At 69.4% G+C, this 17,681-nt stretch carries 20 protein-coding genes; 7 read left to right on the top strand and 13 right to left on the bottom strand.

Annotation, left to right across the window (positions count from 1 at the left end):
• Positions 1–49 precede the first annotated feature (49 nt).
• Complete coding sequence (locus ACX80N_RS04470) at positions 50–1,663, top strand: peptide chain release factor 3 (RefSeq protein WP_459338438.1); 1,614 nt, start codon at positions 50–52, stop codon at positions 1,661–1,663.
• Here the strand turns inward: ACX80N_RS04470 and ACX80N_RS04475 are convergent.
• From ACX80N_RS04475 to ACX80N_RS04495, 5 genes are all read right to left on the bottom strand, one after another.
• The gene (locus ACX80N_RS04475; RefSeq protein ID WP_459338439.1) at positions 1,657–2,580 is read right to left on the bottom strand and encodes a TPM domain-containing protein; all 924 of its coding nucleotides are present in this window, start codon (positions 2,578–2,580) and stop codon (positions 1,657–1,659) included. The genes ACX80N_RS04470 and ACX80N_RS04475 overlap by 7 nt on opposite strands.
• A 77-nt stretch (positions 2,581–2,657) precedes the next feature.
• Positions 2,658–3,758, bottom strand: a complete 1,101-nt coding sequence (locus ACX80N_RS04480; RefSeq protein ID WP_459338440.1) for an alanine racemase — start codon at positions 3,756–3,758, stop codon at positions 2,658–2,660.
• A 4-nt stretch (positions 3,759–3,762) separates the two neighbouring features.
• Positions 3,763–3,978 carry a hypothetical protein gene (locus tag ACX80N_RS04485; protein WP_459338441.1) on the bottom strand — a complete coding sequence of 72 codons (216 nt, stop codon included), beginning with the start codon at positions 3,976–3,978 and terminating at the stop codon, positions 3,763–3,765.
• Positions 3,979–4,164: 186 nt separating this feature from the next.
• Positions 4,165–4,818, bottom strand: coding sequence for a DUF3105 domain-containing protein (locus ACX80N_RS04490; protein ID WP_105032033.1), 654 nt, complete (start codon positions 4,816–4,818; stop codon positions 4,165–4,167).
• Positions 4,819–4,944: 126 nt separating this feature from the next.
• Positions 4,945–5,604, bottom strand: a complete 660-nt coding sequence (locus ACX80N_RS04495; protein WP_459338442.1) for a DUF305 domain-containing protein — start codon at positions 5,602–5,604, stop codon at positions 4,945–4,947.
• Between the two features lie 149 nt (positions 5,605–5,753).
• Between ACX80N_RS04495 and ACX80N_RS04500 the strand changes: the two genes are divergently transcribed.
• The 3 genes from ACX80N_RS04500 to ACX80N_RS04510 are packed head-to-tail and all read left to right on the top strand — an operon-like array spanning position 5,754 to position 8,633.
• On the top strand, positions 5,754–6,083 hold the full coding sequence (locus ACX80N_RS04500) for a metal-sensitive transcriptional regulator (protein WP_105032035.1): 330 nt from the start codon (positions 5,754–5,756) through the stop codon (positions 6,081–6,083).
• A gap of 32 nt (positions 6,084–6,115) precedes the next feature.
• Positions 6,116–6,340, top strand: a complete 225-nt coding sequence (locus ACX80N_RS04505; protein WP_105032036.1) for a heavy-metal-associated domain-containing protein — start codon at positions 6,116–6,118, stop codon at positions 6,338–6,340.
• Between the two features lies 1 nt (position 6,341).
• A complete protein-coding gene (locus ACX80N_RS04510) occupies positions 6,342–8,633 on the top strand; it encodes a heavy metal translocating P-type ATPase (RefSeq protein WP_459338443.1) in 2,292 nt (763 codons plus the stop codon).
• Here the strand turns inward: ACX80N_RS04510 and ACX80N_RS04515 are convergent.
• The 3 genes from ACX80N_RS04515 to ACX80N_RS04525 all read right to left on the bottom strand — a co-directional run bounded on the left by ACX80N_RS04515 (position 8,604) and on the right by ACX80N_RS04525 (position 11,013).
• The gene (locus ACX80N_RS04515) at positions 8,604–9,245 is read right to left on the bottom strand and encodes a dihydrofolate reductase family protein (RefSeq protein ID WP_459338444.1); all 642 of its coding nucleotides are present in this window, start codon (positions 9,243–9,245) and stop codon (positions 8,604–8,606) included. The genes ACX80N_RS04510 and ACX80N_RS04515 overlap by 30 nt on opposite strands.
• A gap of 174 nt (positions 9,246–9,419) precedes the next feature.
• Positions 9,420–9,863: a VOC family protein gene (locus ACX80N_RS04520; protein WP_459338445.1), complete on the bottom strand. Its 444-nt coding sequence runs from the start codon at positions 9,861–9,863 to the stop codon at positions 9,420–9,422.
• Positions 9,864–10,038: 175 nt separating this feature from the next.
• Positions 10,039–11,013 (bottom strand): EamA family transporter, encoded by a 975-nt coding sequence (locus ACX80N_RS04525; protein ID WP_459338446.1) that lies wholly within the window; start codon positions 11,011–11,013, stop codon positions 10,039–10,041.
• A gap of 86 nt (positions 11,014–11,099) precedes the next feature.
• Here ACX80N_RS04525 and ACX80N_RS04530 point away from each other — a divergent pair, with 86 nt between their 5' ends.
• The gene (locus ACX80N_RS04530) at positions 11,100–11,645 is read left to right on the top strand and encodes a CGNR zinc finger domain-containing protein (RefSeq protein WP_459338447.1); all 546 of its coding nucleotides are present in this window, start codon (positions 11,100–11,102) and stop codon (positions 11,643–11,645) included.
• 60 nt (positions 11,646–11,705) lie between these two features.
• Here ACX80N_RS04530 and ACX80N_RS04535 read toward each other — a convergent pair whose 3' ends face one another.
• The 4 genes from ACX80N_RS04535 to ACX80N_RS04550 form a co-directional block, all read right to left on the bottom strand.
• Positions 11,706–13,334 (bottom strand): AAA family ATPase, encoded by a 1,629-nt coding sequence (locus ACX80N_RS04535; RefSeq protein WP_459338448.1) that lies wholly within the window; start codon positions 13,332–13,334, stop codon positions 11,706–11,708.
• 32 nt (positions 13,335–13,366) lie between these two features.
• The gene (locus ACX80N_RS04540) at positions 13,367–13,750 is read right to left on the bottom strand and encodes a hypothetical protein (RefSeq protein WP_105032041.1); all 384 of its coding nucleotides are present in this window, start codon (positions 13,748–13,750) and stop codon (positions 13,367–13,369) included.
• Positions 13,751–13,794: 44 nt separating this feature from the next.
• Entirely contained in the window at positions 13,795–14,406 is a 612-nt protein-coding gene (locus ACX80N_RS04545; protein WP_459338449.1) for a hypothetical protein, read from the bottom strand.
• Positions 14,407–14,645: 239 nt separating this feature from the next.
• Entirely contained in the window at positions 14,646–15,023 is a 378-nt protein-coding gene (locus tag ACX80N_RS04550; protein WP_105032043.1) for a VOC family protein, read from the bottom strand.
• Positions 15,024–15,318: 295 nt separating this feature from the next.
• On the opposite strand from ACX80N_RS04550, the gene ACX80N_RS04555 reads away from it, so the two are divergent.
• Complete coding sequence (locus ACX80N_RS04555) at positions 15,319–16,275, top strand: manganese catalase family protein (protein WP_105032044.1); 957 nt, start codon at positions 15,319–15,321, stop codon at positions 16,273–16,275.
• 263 nt (positions 16,276–16,538) lie between these two features.
• Here ACX80N_RS04555 and ACX80N_RS04560 read toward each other — a convergent pair whose 3' ends face one another.
• Complete coding sequence (locus ACX80N_RS04560; RefSeq protein WP_459338450.1) at positions 16,539–16,832, bottom strand: hypothetical protein; 294 nt, start codon at positions 16,830–16,832, stop codon at positions 16,539–16,541.
• 256 nt (positions 16,833–17,088) lie between these two features.
• Between ACX80N_RS04560 and ACX80N_RS04565 the strand changes: the two genes are divergently transcribed.
• A complete protein-coding gene (locus ACX80N_RS04565; protein ID WP_459338451.1) occupies positions 17,089–17,442 on the top strand; it encodes a hypothetical protein in 354 nt (117 codons plus the stop codon).
• Positions 17,443–17,681 lie beyond the last annotated feature (239 nt).

Raw genomic sequence — 17,681 nt, forward strand, 5'->3', positions numbered from 1 at the left:
AGGTACGGCCCTGGCAGGGCATCTCCCGAGCACGGGAGACAATGGAGGAGTGGCCCTGCTAACCGAATCCCCCGCCCTCGACGCCGACGCCGTCCGCCGCGAGGCCGGACGCCGTCGCACCTTCGCCGTCATCTCCCACCCCGACGCCGGGAAGTCGACCCTCACCGAAGCCCTCGCGCTCCTCGCGCGCGCCATCCAGGACGCCGGCGTCACCCACGGCAAGTCGAGCCGCCACGCCACCGTCTCCGACTGGATGGGGATCGAGCAGGAGCGTGGTATCTCGATCAGCTCGGCCGCCCTGCAGCTGACCTACCGCGACACCATCCTCAACGTCGTCGACACCCCCGGCCACGCCGACTTCTCCGAGGACACCTACCGCGTCCTCGCGGCCGTGGACTCCGCCGTCATGCTGATCGATGCGGCCAAGGGCTTCGAACCGCAGACCGTGAAGCTGCTCGCCGTGTGCAAGGCCCGCAACATCCCCATCATCACGGTCATCAACAAGTGGGACCGCCCGGGCCTGGACGCGCTCGGCCTGATCGACGACGTCGGCGAGCGCACCGGCATGACTCCGGTGCCGCTGACCTGGCCGGCAGGGATCGCCGGGGACTTCCAGGGCCTGATCGACCTGCGCGCGGAGCGGGCCATCGCCCTCGAGGCCGTCGAGGCCGGAGCGCAGGCCGCCGCGGAGACCGAGGTGGACATCGACGCCCTCGACCCGCGCGACGCCGGCGCCTGGCTCGACGCCCGCGAGGAGTCCGGACTCGTCGAGTCCTCCAACGGGTCCTTCGACCGCGAGGAGTTCGAGGCGGCCCGCCAGACCCCCGTCCTGTTCGCTGCGGCCGCCAAGAACTTCGGCGTCTCGCAGCTCCTCGACATCCTCGTGGACGTGGCACCCTCCCCCACCCCGCGCCCGTCCAAGGAGGACGAGCCCCGGCCCATCGACGCGCCCATGTCCGGCTTCGTCTTCAAGGTGCAGGCCGGCCAGGACAGCGCCCACCGCGACCACATCGCCTACCTCCGCATCTGCTCGGGCACGTTCGAGCGCGGCATGATCATCACCAACCAGCGCACGGGCAAGCCCTTCGCCACCAAGTACGCGCACCGCGTCCTCGGCCGCAGCCGCGAGGTCGTGGACACCGCGTGGCCGGGCGACGTCGTCGGCCTCGTGAACGCGACGAGCCTGCGCGTGGGTGACAGCCTCTTCGCCGAGCAGCCCGTGCAGTTCCCCGACATCCCGCGCTTCTCCCCCGAGCTCTTCGTGGTCGCGCGCGCGAAGGATCCGGGCCGCTACAAGCAGTTCCGCCGCGGGATCGAGCAGCTGGAGCACGAGGGCGTGGTGCAGGTGCTGCGCTCGGACCTCCGCGGCGACCAGGCACCCGTGCTCGCCGCCGTAGGAGCCCTGCAGTTCGAGGTCGCGGCCGAGCGGCTCGGCACCGAGTTCAACGCACCGACGTCGCTCGACAACCTCTCCTACACACTCGCCATGCGCGTGGCTCCCGAGAGCCAGGGCGTCCCGGAGACCTTCCGCGGCGGCGAGATCCTGTTCCGGTCCGACGGCGAGATCGTCGCCGTGTTCGGTGACAAGTGGAAGGTGGGGCACTTCAGGAAGGACTACCCCGACGTCGTGCTCGAGCCGATCGGCGCCGCCGTCGATCAGTAGCTGCCCGACGCCCCTCCGCCGCTGAAGCCTCCGCCTCCGTTGAAGGAGGACCCCGAGGCGTTGCCCCCGGTGCCGCCGGAGTAGAGCCCGGGATTGGCAACGTAGAGGGGCAGCCATACGGCCGGGTTGGACACGGCGTCGTCACCCCGCTTGCTGTACCGGTACTTGCGGTACGCGTCGCGCTGCTCGTCGGTGAGGCGCAGGTCCGGGTCGGCCCGCTCGGCGGCCCTCAGCTCCTCATCCGCGATGATACGACGACGGCGGGAATCCGCGGCGAGCAGCCAAATGATCCCGCCCAGCAGCACGGCGATGCCGCCCGCCACCCAGCCGAAGAGCACCCAGTCGAAGGGCTCCTCCACCGGATCCTGGCCCTGCGCGTAGCCGTAGATCTGGCCGACTGCCTCCGTGAGCCCCCGGGCGTACTCCTCGTCGGCGAACGCCGGCTCGAGGACGTCCTCGATGACCTCCTCGGCGTCGTCGTCGGAGAACGTCTCGCGCACGCCGTCTGCGGTCTCGATGCGCAGTTCGCGCTCCGCGGTGTCCGCGACCACGAGCACGCCGTTCTCGGCCCCGTCGTCCCCGACGCCCCAGTCGGTCGCGACCGAGCGGGCGAAGTCCTCGATGGATCCCCTCGCGTCCTCGACGGTCAGGACGGCCACGCGCGCGGCGTCCGTACGAGCATTCTGCTGGTCGATGAGGACGTTCAGTTCCTGCTCCTGCGCGGCGGTCAGGACGTCGGCGGCATCGAGCACGTTGCCCTGCGCCGGCGGTTCCGGCACCGGGGCCGTCCCGCCGCCACCGCACCCCGTGATGACCAGCAGGAGCAGGGCGGTGGCCCCCGCGGTCCGCCCTGCGCTTCGAACGAGCTTCATGGTGCTCCCCTCGACCATGCGGAACCCGGGAGGCGTTCCGCTCACCGACAGTCTAGGCAGCGCTCCGGGTCGGTGGCCTGCGGATCTTCCGTGCCGTGGGCCAGGAACCGTTCCGGGGTCGCCTAGTTGTTCCTGCCGCGCGCAGCGACCCTCCAGCGGTCCTCGATGACGCCGTCGCGCACCACCTGCACCTCGTCCACGAGATTGACCGTGGGGCACACGTGGTTGGGAACGACGCGCAGCCGCGTCCCCAACGGAGGCATTTGCGTGGCGGCCCATTCGACCGTCGCGTGGTGTTCCGACAGGGCGATGATGCGGGCGTCGGGATGGTCGACCAGGCGGCCGTGACCTGTGGCCCAGGTCGCCCTGTCGCTGCCGAGCACCTTGCTGCCGGCATCGAGGACCAGGCGGTCCGCCCGTCCGTCGGTTCCCGACGAGCGGCTGACCACGGTGCTCTCGACGGTGAGCGCGATGTTCTCCGGAGCGCAGTGGCCGAGTTCCCATTGCTGGGCGTCACCGAAGACGTAGACGCCGGGACGCAGCTCCGTCAGGGTGCTCCCCGATGCAAGGGACGCCGACGGAGTCGACCCGCCGCTGAGCTCGAGGTCCGCGAAGCCCCCCTTCCGCAGGGCGGCCGCTGCCGCGCAGAGGGTCTGCTGCTCGTCCGCGGCCGCCGAGGACGCGGCTCCCGGCTGGTAGCTGTGACCCGGGAAGGTGAAGAGCCCCGTGACCGCGAGCCCTGCATCCGAGGCTGCGAGGGCAACCCCGAGGGCGCGGTCGGAAGGCACGCCGCTGCGATGATGGCCGCTGTCCAGCTCCACGCGCACCGCCACCCGGGAGGCGGAACCGCCCAGGACGCGCGCCAGTTGCAGTGCACCCTCCGCGGAATCCACGCCGAGGGTCACCTGGGTGCGCTCCGTCAGGGCGAGCAATCGCGCAGCGGCCCGTTGGTCCACCCACAGCGGGTAGGCGATGAAGATGTCGGGGACACCACTGGCCGCGAAGACCTCGGCCTCCCCGAGCGTCGCCACCGTCAGCCCTACAGCTCCTGCAGCAAGCTGGCGCCGGGCTATCTGCGGGATCTTGTGGGTCTTGGCATGCGGCCGCAGGCCCAGTCCCCGCTCCGCGGCGGACCGTGCCATGTCGGTGATGTTGCGCTCGAGGACATCGAGGTCGACGACGACGGCAGGTGTCGCCACATCCCTCACATCGGAAGCCACCATCGGATCAGGAGTCGACGTGCATCTCGGGGAGCTGCCTGGTCGACGTGACGACCGCAGCCGCTGCGCGGGCCGAACGGAGGCAGGGGCCGTCGGAGGACAGGACGTCGGCGGCGAGCTTCGCCGGCCCGTCGGGGAAGTCGTGGATGTCGGAGCTCCGCAGCACCCTGTCCTGGAGCCGGCCCGGCAGGGAGATCTCCCCGGATGCCCGATCGTGGGTCATGGTCGACCTCCCGCTCGCCTCGCGTCCGGGAGCGAACCTCCCGGCGCTGCAACGATACCGGGGGCGGAGGACCGAAGGGCCGGCGGGTTCGTGCCGGCCCGCGCTGGACGGAGCGCGTCCAGGACGGTACGACGACGGCGCGGCACGCCGTCACCGGCACCGCGCCGTCGTACCCGGGGACGGGAGCTAGGAGGCGCGTCCCGCCGGAGTCGTCCCACCGGAGCAGGCGGCACCCGGTTCGCGGGTCTGCTCGCCCTGGATGTACTTGTCCAGGAAGGTGCCGAGCCGCGCGTCGTCCGCGGAATCGACCTTCAGCTGCAGGCCCCAGGCGCTGGCGGCGATCGGCGTGTCGAGATCGGGGTACGGGCTGAGCAGCACGTAGGAGCGCGTGCCCACCAGCTCGGTCAGCTTGTCGATCTCCTCCTGCCCGATGTCCGGGTTGTACGTGATCCAGACGGCCCCGTGCTCCATGGAGTGCACCGAGTTCTCGTTGGGCACGGCTTCCGTGTAGACGCCGCAGTTGGTCCAGATCGGGTTGTGGTTCCCGCCCACAGGGGGCGACTGCTCGTACTCGACCGGCCCGTCGACGTGCTCGAACGCCACATCGGGGTACTCCTGGACGCCTTCGATCTCCTGCGAGGCCGCTGCGTCACGACGCTGGTTGTCCTGGATCTGGTTCACGATCACCAGGGTCACCGCAATGATGATGGCCAGGATCACGGCGCCGATGCCGCCGAAGATCAGGGCGTTGCGCTTGCGTTCACCGGCCCGCTGCTCGGCCTGGATGGCGGCGAGGCGCGCCTGACGGTCCTGGTTCTCCTGGGATCGCTTCTTGTTCAACGGGTTTCCTTCGGTGCTGGGATGGCTGCGGCGTTCACCGCGAATCGGTTAGCGCCGGAAACCAATCTACCGGCGGGGCCCTGCAGTGCCTCGGACCGACCCTGCCGGGCGGTTCGCGGATCCGGACTACAGGGCGTCGAGCATGGTCTGCATGAGCGTGATCTCGGCCTGCTGGCCCGACTGGATCTTTGTGGCCAGGGAGCGGACCTGCTCCGTCCGTGCGAGCTCAGCACCGGCCGCGGCCATGTCCACGCCCGCTTCGTGGTGATCGATCATCAGGTTCAGGTACAGCCGCTCGGCGTCCTCACCGCGCGCGTCGCGCAGCTCGTCGAGCTGGGCCTCGGTCGCCATGCCGGGCATCAGGCCGTCCGGGGTGAGCATGGACGCGCCGTCCGTCCCCGCACCCATGGCCATGCCGTGATCGCCGGCGCCGGCGGCCATCCACTCCATGCGCGTCTGGGAACTGCTCTGGTCCAACCCCCACTCCTCGAGCCACGCGTACATCTGCCCTGCCTGCTGCTGCTGGGTGAGCGCGATGTCGTAGGCGATCGAGCGGAGCGTCTCATCGGTGGCGTTGTCGCGCACGATCATCGACATCTCGACCGCCTGGTTGTGGTGCACCTGCATGTCGCGGGCGAACCCGGCATCCGCACTCGTGGTGCCCGGGTAGGAGGGGCCCGAGGAGACGCGTCCGGCAGTGAATGCCAGCGCGAAGAGCGCGAGGACTGCGATCCCGGCGAGAGCCAGGAGCACGCGCTTCTGCCAGCCGGACAGCGAGATGGTCATGGACGTCCTTTTGTGGGGGTCGGCAATCAGTAACCGTACGGCACCGTGCTGGATGTTTCCTCGACGTGGAGATCCTGCGGGAATGGCACCGTACACTGGTGCGTTATACCCCCCGAGGGTATTGTTGACCGGAGGAAAGGGGCCACTTCATGATCACTGCCGGACCAGGCACCGAGAACGCCGCGCCGCACGGCTACACCGCGGACAAGGACGCCTACCTCAAGCGCCTCCGGCGCATCGAGGGCCAGGTGCGCGGGATCGCCCGCATGGTCGAGGAGGACAAGTACTGCATCGACGTCCTCACGCAGGTCGCGGCCGTCAACAAGGCCCTCCACGCCGTCTCCATGGGGCTGCTCGAGGAGCACATCTCCCACTGCGTCGTCGGAGCGGCACAGGAGTCCCAGGCATCGGGCAGCGACGATGCCGTCCAGGAGAAGGTCCAGGAGGCGACGGCGGCGATCGGCCGGCTCCTGCGCTAGACCACCACGACAACCACCTAGGGAGAACAACCATGACCACCACCACCGTCAGCATCACCGGTATGACCTGCGGTCACTGCGTCAGCGCCGTGAAGAGCGAACTGTCCGGGCTGCCCGGCGTCGAGACCGTCGACGTGGACCTCGTCACCGGCGGCGCGTCCACCGCCACCATCTCGTCCTCGGCACCGCTGGACGCCGCCTCGATCGACGAAGCCGTCGCCGAGGCCGGCTACACCGTGGTGCCCGCCGGCTCCTGACATGACCACCCAGCAGATCCCGGGCGCCGGGCAGGAGCAGCGCGTCGTCGAACTCGCCATCCAGGGCATGACGTGCGCCTCGTGCGTGGGCCGCGTCGAGCGGAAGCTCGGCAAGCTCGACGGCGTCGAGGCGAGTGTCAACCTGCCGCTGGAGAGCGCCGTCGTCCGGGTCCCTGGGACCGTCAGCGACCAGGACCTGATCGACACCGTCGTGGCCACGGGGTACGGCGCACACGTGGTGCACCCCGATCGGCCCGGGCACGACCATGACCACGACGTCGCGCCGTCGCTCCTCGCAGCCCGACTGGTCCTCGCCGCCGTCCTGTCCGTCCCGGTGCTGCTGATCTCCATGGTGCCCGCCCTGCAGTTCGCGAACTGGGGCTGGGTGGTGTTCGCCCTTGCCCTGCCCGTGGTGACCTGGTCCGCCTGGCCGTTCCACCGCGCGGCGGCCGTCAATGCGCGCCACCTGTCCTCCACGATGGACACGCTCGTCTCGATCGGCGTCACCGCGGCGTTCCTGTTCTCGGCCTGGCAGTTGGTGGGCGATCCCACACTGACCGAGCACGGCGGCGGAGAGGGCATGGCGATGGATGCCCCCTCGCTCTATTTCGAGGTGGCTGCCGTCGTCGTGACGTTCCTGCTGCTCGGACGCTTCCTCGAGGCCTCCGCCAAGCAGCGGGCCGGGAATGCGCTGAAGTCGCTCCTGAGCCTCGGCGCCAAGGAGGCCCACGTGCTGCGCGACGTCGACGGCGAGCGCACGGAGGTCACCCTGCCCGTGGACGTGATGATCCCCGGCGACGAGTTCGTGGTGCGGCCCGGCGAGAAGATCGCGACCGACGGCGTCGTCCTGGACGGCCACAGCGCCGTCGACGCCGCCCTCCTCACCGGCGAGAGCATCCCCGTGGAGGTGGGCCCGGGCGACGCCGTCACGGGCGCGACCATCAACGCCTCCGGCCGGCTCGTGGTGCGGGCGACGCGCGTCGGCGCCGACACCGTGCTCTCCTCCATGGGCCGCCTGGTCAGCCAGGCGCAGAGCGGCAAGGCGCGCATCGCCCGGCTCGCCGACCGCATCAGTGCCGTCTTCGTCCCCGTGGTCCTCGCCCTGGCGGTCCTCACGTTCGTCCTGTGGCTCGTCCTCACCGGCGACCTCGACGCCGCGTTCACCGCGTCCGTGACCGTGCTGGTCATCGCCTGCCCCTGCGCCCTGGGTCTTGCGACGCCGACGGCACTGCTGACCGGCACCGGGCGCGGCGCCCAGCTGGGCATCCTCATCCGCGGACCCCAGGTCCTCGAGGACACCCGGACGGTGGACACCATCGTGCTGGACAAGACGGGCACGGTCACCACCGGCACCATGGCCGTCGACGACGTCGTCGTCCTGCCGGGCACTCCCGACGCATCCGGTGCCCCTGCGCCGTCCGGCTCCGGTGCCGTCTCCACGGCCCAGGTACTGCGCCTCGCGGGCGCCGTCGAAGCGGCGAGCGAGCACCCGATCGCGCAGGCCATCGCACGGCACGCCGCCGGACACGGCCGGCTGCCGGAAGCGGGCAACTTCTCGAGCGCCCCGGGAGGCGGCGTGCGCGGGGAGGTCGACGGCGTCACCGTCACCGCCGGACGGGCCGCCTGGCTCGCCCGGAACGGCATCCACCCGACCGACGCCGAAACGGCGGCGTTCGGTGCGGCCGAGGCCACGGGGAGAACCGCCGTGTGGGTGGCGGTCGGGGACGCCGTCGCCGGTTTCATCACCCTGTCCGACACCGTCAAGGACGGTTCGGCGGACGCCATCGACCGCCTGCGCCGCCTCGGCCTGCGCCCCGTGCTGCTCACGGGCGACAACCGTGCCGTCGCCCTGCAGGTGGCCGCCGCCGTCGGGATCGACCCCGCGGACGTGCGCGCAGGAGTCACACCCGAGGGCAAGGTGGACGCCGTCCGCGAACTCCAGGCCGCGGGAGCCACCGTGGCCATGGCAGGCGATGGCGTCAACGACGCAGCGGCCCTGGCCCAGGCGGACCTGGGCATCGCGATGGGCTCCGGCACGGACGTCGCCATCGAGGCGGCGGATCTCACGGTGATGGGCAACAGCCTGGCTCAGGTGGCCCAGGCGATCGAACTCTCGCGCCGCACGCTCAGCACCATCAAGGGCAACCTCTTCTGGGCGTTCTTCTACAACGCCGTGGGCATCCCCGTCGCGGCCTTCGGGCTGCTCAACCCGATGCTGGCCGGGGCGGCGATGGCGGCGAGCTCGGTGCTCGTCGTCGCCAACTCACTGAGGCTGCGCAGCTTCGGCCGGTAGACGGTCGCCCGTCCGACGCCCCGCATCCTCCTCCGGGTCCGGGTGGTGCGGAGCCACGGCGTAGTGCGCGATGATCACCCCGGTGGTCGTGGTGACGGACCGCTCGAGCATCAGGTCCGAGCGGTCCGAACGCCCGAACAGCTGGGCCCCGGATCCGAGCACGATGGGGTGGACCTGGAGGATGTATTCGTCCACGAGGCCGGCCGCATGCAGGGCGCGGACGAGCTCCCCGCTCCCCAGGACGGTGATGTCGCCGTCGGCGTCCTCCTTCAGCCGGCGGACCGTCCGGGGCGCGTCGCCACTGAGTAGGACCGAGTTCGGATACCCGAGATCCGTGGAGGACGAGCGGGACACCACGTACTTCTGCACGTGCGTGAGGTGGTCGGTGAACGGGTTCGATTCGGTGGTGGCCGTCCAGTAGGCGAGCAGGTCCTCGTAGGTCCGCCGGCCGAACAGCATCACTCCCCCTCCGGCCATCCCCTCGCCCATGAACTCCATGGACACGTGGTCCTGGTATCCGACCCCCCACCCGCCGTGCGTGAACGCGCCGCGCGTGTCCTCGTCCGGCCGGCCGGGGCCCTGCATGACACCGTCCAGGGTGATGCTCTCCATAACGCTGATCCGTCCCATGTGCTGCTTCCCTTCTCCACGTGGATTGGTGGTGCACCTCTTAAGACGGATGGACAGGTGCAGAATCATCGACCCTGTCGACACGACTCCTGCGTCGTCGCCGGCTCGGGTGGGAGCCACCGATGCCGCCGTCAGGCCCGCCACCACGGGCGGACGTCAGCCGATCCGCTCGGCCAGGGACACGATGATGCCCTCAGGGCCCCGCACGTACGCCATCCGCCAGATCCCCTCGTACTGGCCGATGCCGCCGACCAGCCCGTACCCCTCCCCGGTCAGCCGGTCGACCTCCCCCTGGAGGTCGTCCACCTCGAAGGCCACGTTGCGCAGGCCCAGCTCATTGGCCATCGCCCCGGGCGACCCGGGCCTGTGGTCGGGCCTCGCGAAACTCGAGAGCTCCACCGTGGTGCCGCCGTCGGGCGCACACAGCATGACGATCTCCGTGCGGGAGCCGGGCATCCCGATGACCGTGTCCAGGAACTCGCCCTCGACGACCAGGGGCCCTCCCTCGACCTCGAGGCCCAATCCGACGAAGAACGCCGTCACCGCGGTGAGATCGGCGACCGTGATGCCTACATGATCGAAACGCCGTACAGGTGACATGGGAATCCGATCTCGTGCCGTAGCGTCGACGGTCCGGCCCTCGGACCGACAGGTGCCCACGAGCCCGTCCAGGTGGTCCCGGAGGTGGTCCCCGAAAGGCATGAAGCAATAACAGGGGACGCCGGGCAGCAGGTCAAGATGCTGCGTGCCGGAGTCCGCTATGCGGCCCGACTGCTCACGGTCGCGGCAGCGGCTCCACCGGACTGGGCAGGTCGAGCGCGGCCGGCTCGCCGCCGTCGGGCGCGGAGCGGAGCTCGTCGAGCCGCACGCACACCACACCGACGACGATCAGGAGGCCGCCGAGCAACTGCACCGCACCGGGCAGCTCGGCGAGGATCAGCCAGGCAGCGAGTACCGCGAACATGACCTCGGTCAGCGCGACGAAGCTCGCCACCTTGGAGCCCAGGCGCTGCGCCGCGACGATGCCCGTCACATAGGCGGCCACCGTCGCCACGAGGACGAGGACGGCCACGGGGACGAGCCAGCTGAACGTGCGCCCCGCCAGCTGCACGTCCGAGAACACGAAGCGGAACGGCATGATGTTCGTGACACCGAGCAGCAGGATGGTGACCGCTCCGACCACCGTCCCGCCACCCGCCATAACCAGTGGCGGCAGGGACTCGTCCACCTTCGCGGACATGAGGAAGAAGACCACGAGGCAGACGGCCGCGCCGAGGCCGAAGAGCACGCCGACCGGGTCCAGCCGGGCGTCGCCCGTGAGGTCGAGGACGAGCAGGAGCCCGAGGATCGCGGTGACCGACCCGATCATGGTCAGCAGGTTCGGCGCCTTCCGGGAGCGCAGCCAGAGCAATCCCACGATCAGCACGGGCGCCAGGTACTCGAGGAGCAGAGAGACGCCGACGGACATGCGCTGCACGGCATTGAAGTAGAACAGCTGGCACAGGGCGATCGCCGTGGTGCCGTAGATGATGATGGTCAGCGCGTTGCCCCGCATCGTGGACCAGCGGCCGCGCAGGGCGATCAGGACCGGGACGAGGAGCACGACCGCGGCGCCTCCGATACGGAGACCGACGGCGGCGCCGGGGCTCCAGCCGATCTCGAGGAGCGACTTCGCGAAGGGGCCGGAGACGCCGAACGCCGCAGCGGAGATGAGGGCTATCCAGAGGCCGGCGGCGGGGCGCAGGGTCACGTCCGCTCCCTTCGGGTCGAGTTGATGTCACGGGCTAAAGGTGACTATGGTCATGACACTAGGCGTCGGCGTTGTCAGGAGTCAACATGTCTTTCACTTATGACACGGAGGTGGCGCTCGCCTCTGCGGCCGCGCTCATCAACACCGGCAGGGAGGACACCGATCCGCTGGACACCCTCGACGGACTGGACCGTTTCCTCGAGGAGCAGCGCTTTTCCGGGTCCCGGACGCACACCGAGGCGGAACTGCGATCGGTGCGCGCCCTGCGGACCGAGCTGGAGGTGATCTGGTTCGCGGAGGAGGACGACGCCGTCGCCCTCGTCAACGCGATCCTGCGCCGCGCCAACGCCCTCCCCCAACTGGTCCGCCACGACGAGTGGGACTGGCACCTCCACGCCACGGCTCCCGAGGCGCCGCTCGAGGAACGCATGGCCACGGAGGCCGCGATGGCCCTCGCCGACGTCATCCGCGGGCACGAGCTCGACCGCCTGCGGTCCTGCGCCGCCGAGGACTGCGACGGCGTGGTGCTGGACCTCAGCCGCAATCGCTCCAAGCGGTTCTGTGACACCGGGAACTGCGGGAACCGCACCCATGTGAAGGCCTATCGGGCACGGAAGGCGCGGACCGCCTGAGCCGTGCTCCGCCCGTCGCCGAAGCCCACCCGGGTCGTGCGGCTCCTCCCCCGGCGGGCACTAGTGCCCGCTGTCGTCCCCGGGACCCGGGAAGCCGTGCCCGTCCGGCCCGGCGCCCTCGACGCCGATGCTCTCCACGCCGTCCTCCGGGAAGCCGTCCTCCGAGTAGCCGCCGTCGGCGAACCCCGGCTGCCCCGGGCCGTCGAAGGAGATCGCGAGGGAGGACCCGTAGGCCGGCGAATAGCTCCGGGAGTACGTCGTCGCCCCGGGCGCCCATCCCCCGCCGCCCGGCACGGCGGATATACCGTCGTCCTGTCCCTGACGGTTGCTGCCGAGCAGGCTCCTCGTCAGCGATGCGCTGTCCGCCATCAGCTCGTCCACCGCGCTGAGCAGGTGCCCATCCGCGACCGGCACACCCTGCAGCGCCGCCGCGAGGACGGCACGGCGCACGAGCTCGCGCGCGAAGGACGCCGTCGTGCCCTCGGTCCGACCCGCCGCCGCGCCGATCGTCCCCGCACTGAACGGCAGGTCGGCGGCATACAGCCGCAGCAGGGCGGCGCGTTCGTGCTCGGCGGGCAACGGCACCTCCACCGCGAGGTCCACGCGCCCGGGCCGCTGGGCGAGCGCCCGTTCGAGCATGTCGACGCGATTGGTGGTCAGCACGAAGGTGACGTCGGCGTCGGCATCCAGGCCGTCCATGGCGTCCAGCACCTCGAACAGCAGGGGCTGGGGGCCGTGCCCGAAGCTGCGGTCCTCCGCGATCAGGTCGCAGTCCTCGAGCACCACGATGGACGGCTGCAGGGCGCGCGCAGTACGGGCCGCCTCCGCGACGTGCGCGAGGGTCCCACCGGCCAGCAGGATCGCCGTCGTGCCCTCGCTCTGGCTCAGCAGGTACCGGACCGTGTGGGTCTTGCCCGTGCCCGGCGGGCCGTACAGCAGGATGCCCCGCTTGAGGTGCTGGCCGGCCGCCACGAGCGCATCCCGGTGGGCGGCGATGCCGAGGGCGTGCTCCCTGACGCGGTTCAGGAGCCCCTCGGGGAGGACGACGTCGTCCGCGGTGATGGACGGCCGGTGGTGGAAGGTGACGCCGGCACTGCTCGGGCCGAAGTCCTCCATGCTGAAGGACAGGATCTGGCCCTTCAGGACGCTCTCGCTCTGCAGGCGCTGACGGAACTCGGCGAGCAGGCCCGCCGTGACCGCCGTGTCCGTGCAGAGGACCTCGAGCAGGGCGGTCTGGCGACCGAACCGGGGTTCGGCCTTGCGCTGCAGGACGGCGAGGGGCACGCCGTCGCGCTGGAAGAGCCGCAGCCCGAGGGCCACGGCCTGGCGCTGCCGGTCGGGTCCGACGGGCAGGTTCGCGAAGTCCGGCTGCGCGAGCGGGTAGTTCCCGTACACCTCGGACTGCTGGAGCATGTCGCTGAGCGACGAGTGGTGGCGCTGGTCCCCTCCACCGATCCCGACGAGCCGCGCATCCTGTCCCGCGAGGTCGGTGAGGACGATGTCGGCGTCGACGAAGCGGTGGGCGGCCACCTCCTCGACGACCACCGCGACACCGCCCGCATCGGCACCCAGGTGCGCACTGAGGGTGTCGAGGAGCTCCCTACCTCGGGCCGAGCGCGGCTGCGCCTCCTGCACGAGACGCACCATGGCGCCGAAGTCCCTCATGAATCCTGCTATGTCTTCCCCCATGGAGGGAGGCTAACAGGACCACCGGGCCGGTGCTAGGTGTCCTGCTTCGGCAGGCGCTCGCCGAAGCGCGGCTCGTCGTCGCGCTCATCGTCGCGCTCGGGGGCCGGCTGCGTGGTGCCGGTGCGCCGGTCGGGCTTCGCCGACGAGCGGTGTACGCCGGAACCCTCGCTGAGGTGCTCGGGGTTCGGGGTCTCGGCCATCATGAGCATCGCGCAGATCACGAGGGAGGCGATGAAGGCGATCCCGGCCGCCGTGAGGCCCAGGTCGACGCGCAACTCCTGGGCGCCGCCCCCTGTGGCGAAGATCGAGGTAGCAACCCCGGCCACCACGGCCAGGACGGCCGAGAAGACGAGGGGCGCCTTGATGCCATGACGGAATCGTCCCTGCGTGGGTTTCCCCGGCTGGCGCCTGGCCATGGGCACTCCTTCCGTACTGCGGTATTTCTACGAGGCGTAGAGGTTTAGTTTACGGGGTCCGGTTCGGCGGCGGCGCCGGATCCCGGCAATGCGCCGAGCGCTGAATCGTGCCGGTAACTCAGCCCGGCGATGCCGAGCACGACGGCGGTGAGCAGCGCCCCGCCACCTGTCACGCCGAGCAGGGCGTGCGCACCGAGCTGCTCGACGAACGGGAGGATCCCGCCCGTCACCATGCCCACCACCCCGACGACGACGAGGTCCCGCGCCGCGGCATGAGTGCGGAGCGCGAGCCCGCGGACCAGTTCGGCGGCGCCGGCCACCACCAGCGCCACAGCGCCCGCGAAGGCGAAGCTGCGATCGTCGACGAACACGAAACTCGCGATACCCGCTCCGAGGAGCAGACCGCCGCCGATGTCGGTGAGCAGCCTCCCCTGGGAACCCCAGTGGGTCATGCGGTGCGCCCAGAGGTAGGCGGCGCCAACCAGCAGGAGGTAGAGACCGCCCGCGACGGACATCACGAGGGTGGAGGGCTCTCGCCAGAAGATCGTCACCAGCCCGAACACGGCGCTCACCGCGGCACGGACCAGAAAGGGTCTCCACACCAGGAGGTCGGCGGTATCGCGGCCGGCGGCCGGGGCGGGCGATGCAGCAGCCATGGAGGGCCTTCCTGGGGTGCGGCCGGGCGGACTCCGGCGTGTCCAGTTTAGTCCCCGCCCCCGATCCTGATCGCCGGCGGGCAGGACCGCGCGCGGCTGGTCATCCCGTGCAGGACGATGTCGGCCCACGTGCCACTCGCCTCTGGGCGAAGGGAGATGTCCGAAGGGCCGGGAAGTGCGACGAGGACCGAAGCACAGAACTCTGCGAGGTGTTGGTCCCATCGCTGACCCGGGGCTTCCTACGGGATGACGCGGGCGCGCTCTTCGAACCAGGGGGACTCGTGAGGGACGACGCAGAAAAGCAGCCCGGCGGGATCCTTCAGTACCACCCACGCTCGCCCCTCACCGACAATTGCCGCACCCAGCGTGACCAGGCGTTGCACCTCGGCATCCACATCGTCGGTTTCGATATCTAGGTGCAACCGGGCTGCTGCGCCACCCACATTCTGAAGCCCGACCCAGGACATCGCAGCGGGGCCAACGAGCCCGGTGAATTCCGGATGCTCCGCGACCTGTCTCGGCTCCGCGAGCAGCGCCGCACCCCAGAAGTCCCGAGTCCTGGCGAACACCTCGTCCGGAGCGTCGATGACTACTTCGCGGAGCAGGATCCGATGCATCGCTTCACTGCATCATCTACACACGATCGATGACAAGGCTCTGGTAGACAACCCACCGTCGATCACAGATCGGGCAAGGCCGCTAGTCTGGCTGTTCGCGAGCCGGTCCCCCACCAGGACAGTCACCACGGAACCTGGGTCGATCACCTCCTTGATACCTCGGACGCCTCGGGATACACCCGAATGTCCGTCTCGTATCCTCCGCAACCGGGTACTGCACCCTTGTGGTGTTGGTCCAGGCGGTGAAGGGTGAAGGTAAGGCGGCTTTCCTTGCCCGCCCCTACCAGGAGGTCCCATGTTCTTCCACGTCCAGCAGCTCATCAACGAAATCATCCCCGACGAGCCCGATCCCGCCGCAGCCAACGCCCTGCAGGAGGGCCTCGGCGGGCAGTTCGGCGAGATGCGCACCATGATGCAGTACCTGTTCCAGAGCATGAACTTCCGTGGAGCGGCAGCCAAGCCCTACCGTGACCTCATCCAGGGGATCGGCACCGAGGAGATCAGCCATGTCGAGCTGATCGGCACCACGATCTCCCGACTCCTCGACGGTTCGCCCCGCTACCAGGGAAAACTCGACGATCCGCTGGACACCCCCGGCGCCGGTGGCGCAATCCCCCTGAACCTAGCCCTGTCGCAAAGCAACATCCACCACTACCTCGTCGGCGCACAGGGTGCCCTGCCCGTGGACTCGGCGGGTAACCCATGGAGCGGCAGTTACGTCTACAACTCGGGCAACCTCCCGCTGGATCTCCTCTACAACCTCATGCTCGAAGCGACCGGACGGCTGCAGAAGTGCCGCATGTACGAGATGACGGACAACAAGACCGCCCGCTCCACCATCTCCTACCTCATCGTCCGCGACCAGGCGCACGAGAACGGCTACGCCAAGGCCCTCGAGACCCTCGGCGTGAACTGGAAATCACTGCTACCGATCCCGAAGACCAACGCCGAGCAATTCCCCGAGGTGAAGAAGCTCCTCGACCTCGGGCTGCAGAGCAAGCAGTACACCTTCGACCTCAAGGGACAGTCGGAGGCCGGCAAGATCTACCAGGGATTGTCACCCTCGAACGATGGGACGACGCTCGACGCCACCGAGCAGGCCCCTGTGGGCGTGCCCTCAGAGATCGCGCCCGAACGCCTGGAGGAATTCGCCCCCGGACTGGACCCGGAACTGCTTCAGCTGATTCAGGCCACGGCCGACATGGAGATGGCGGACATTGACGCCACCTTTGGCCCTATGACCACCAAGTAACCAGTCAGCTACACACCAGAGGGGGTTGTCAGCTGTTGCTGACAATCCCCTCTGGTGTGCATCGTGATGCGAAGTCGTCCCGACGCCCGATGAGCGTCCTGGAGTCAGTGACAGAGGGTGCAGTGGCACGGGAAGCTGCGGGGGCCTGCATCCGCCCACCGCCGTCACCGACACAGGAACGGTCACCTCGGGTGAGTAGGAGGCGTGCCATCGGCGCCCCGGCGACAGCTGCTCGAAACCACCGAAGGTAGGTGGTTCGTGCCCTAGCTCACGTCCTGCACGATGGACGGCAGCGTCATCGATGCTGGTTCCTGGGCCTCTGCCGAGTCCAGTTCGCCCAGGCTCAGGAGAGCTGGTTCCTCGACACCGTGGACGAGGCCGATGACTTCCTCGGGTTCGAGGTCCGCGACTTCAGCAATTACCTCGGGGGGTGTGCCGTGCTCCAGGGCGACGACCACCGCTTCCTTCAGGGTCAGGTCCGCGTGATCGAGTTCGAACGCAGCTGCTTCCTTATCCGCCGCGGCGACGGCAATCCTATGAAGATCCTCTTCGGACATGGCGCTCGATCCCTCTTCTGTTAGTGACCCGGTATCCGCAGACCGCTCCCGTGAAGCCGCATCCGCGGGTTCCGGTGTCGCTGACTGCTCCCACATGTCTACCGCAACCACCACAACTCGCAACAACTCCGGCCGGCGGTGTCTGAGCCTGCGGTGCCCCTCGCCGATCACTTGACGAGGGATCTGTACGCTGAGCGGTCCCTCACTGGTTCGGCATCGGTGATCGCTCGCTCGAGCGGGATGCTACTTTCGAGCGATGGAACCGGACTGGATCGAACACCGACGGGCGGAGGACGGGGAGCGGGTCGGCTGGATCAAGCCCGTCGATGAGGGATTTGTCGCTATCGACTTGCTGGGACGCGGCAGGACCGGCGTCGTGGACTGGTTGAGCGCGGAAGAGACTCTCGATGAGCTCGGGCTCACCTACCTCACCCACCGGTACGAGGTGCGGTTGGATACCGGTGACTGGTTGCGCGTTCGCATTGCCGAAGTCTCACCCGCTGAAATCCGGGTCAAGAAAGATGACTGGGGCGATATGACGGCACCGCAGCTCTACTACACGGTTCCTTTCCCCGTGAACGAGGAGCGCCTCCGCCCGCTGTCCGCCTGAGGATTCGCCTGAGAACAATGGACCCGTGACATGGAAGAAGTGGCAGGCACCCCCGCTCAGGGTGCCTCCCACTTCTTTTCACACTGATTCAGCAGTGGGGCGCTTGCATGTGCAGCGCGCTACCTGCAGGTCACGTAGCTGCCCGACCTGCCGCGGTCGTTCTGCCTAACGGCGGCGGCCCGTGGTGTCGGTGCCGTCGGTGGTGGTGTCGTCGAGGAGTTCGATCTTTTCCTTGCGCA

It is taken from the genome of Arthrobacter sp. MDT2-16 (assembly GCF_054510925.1).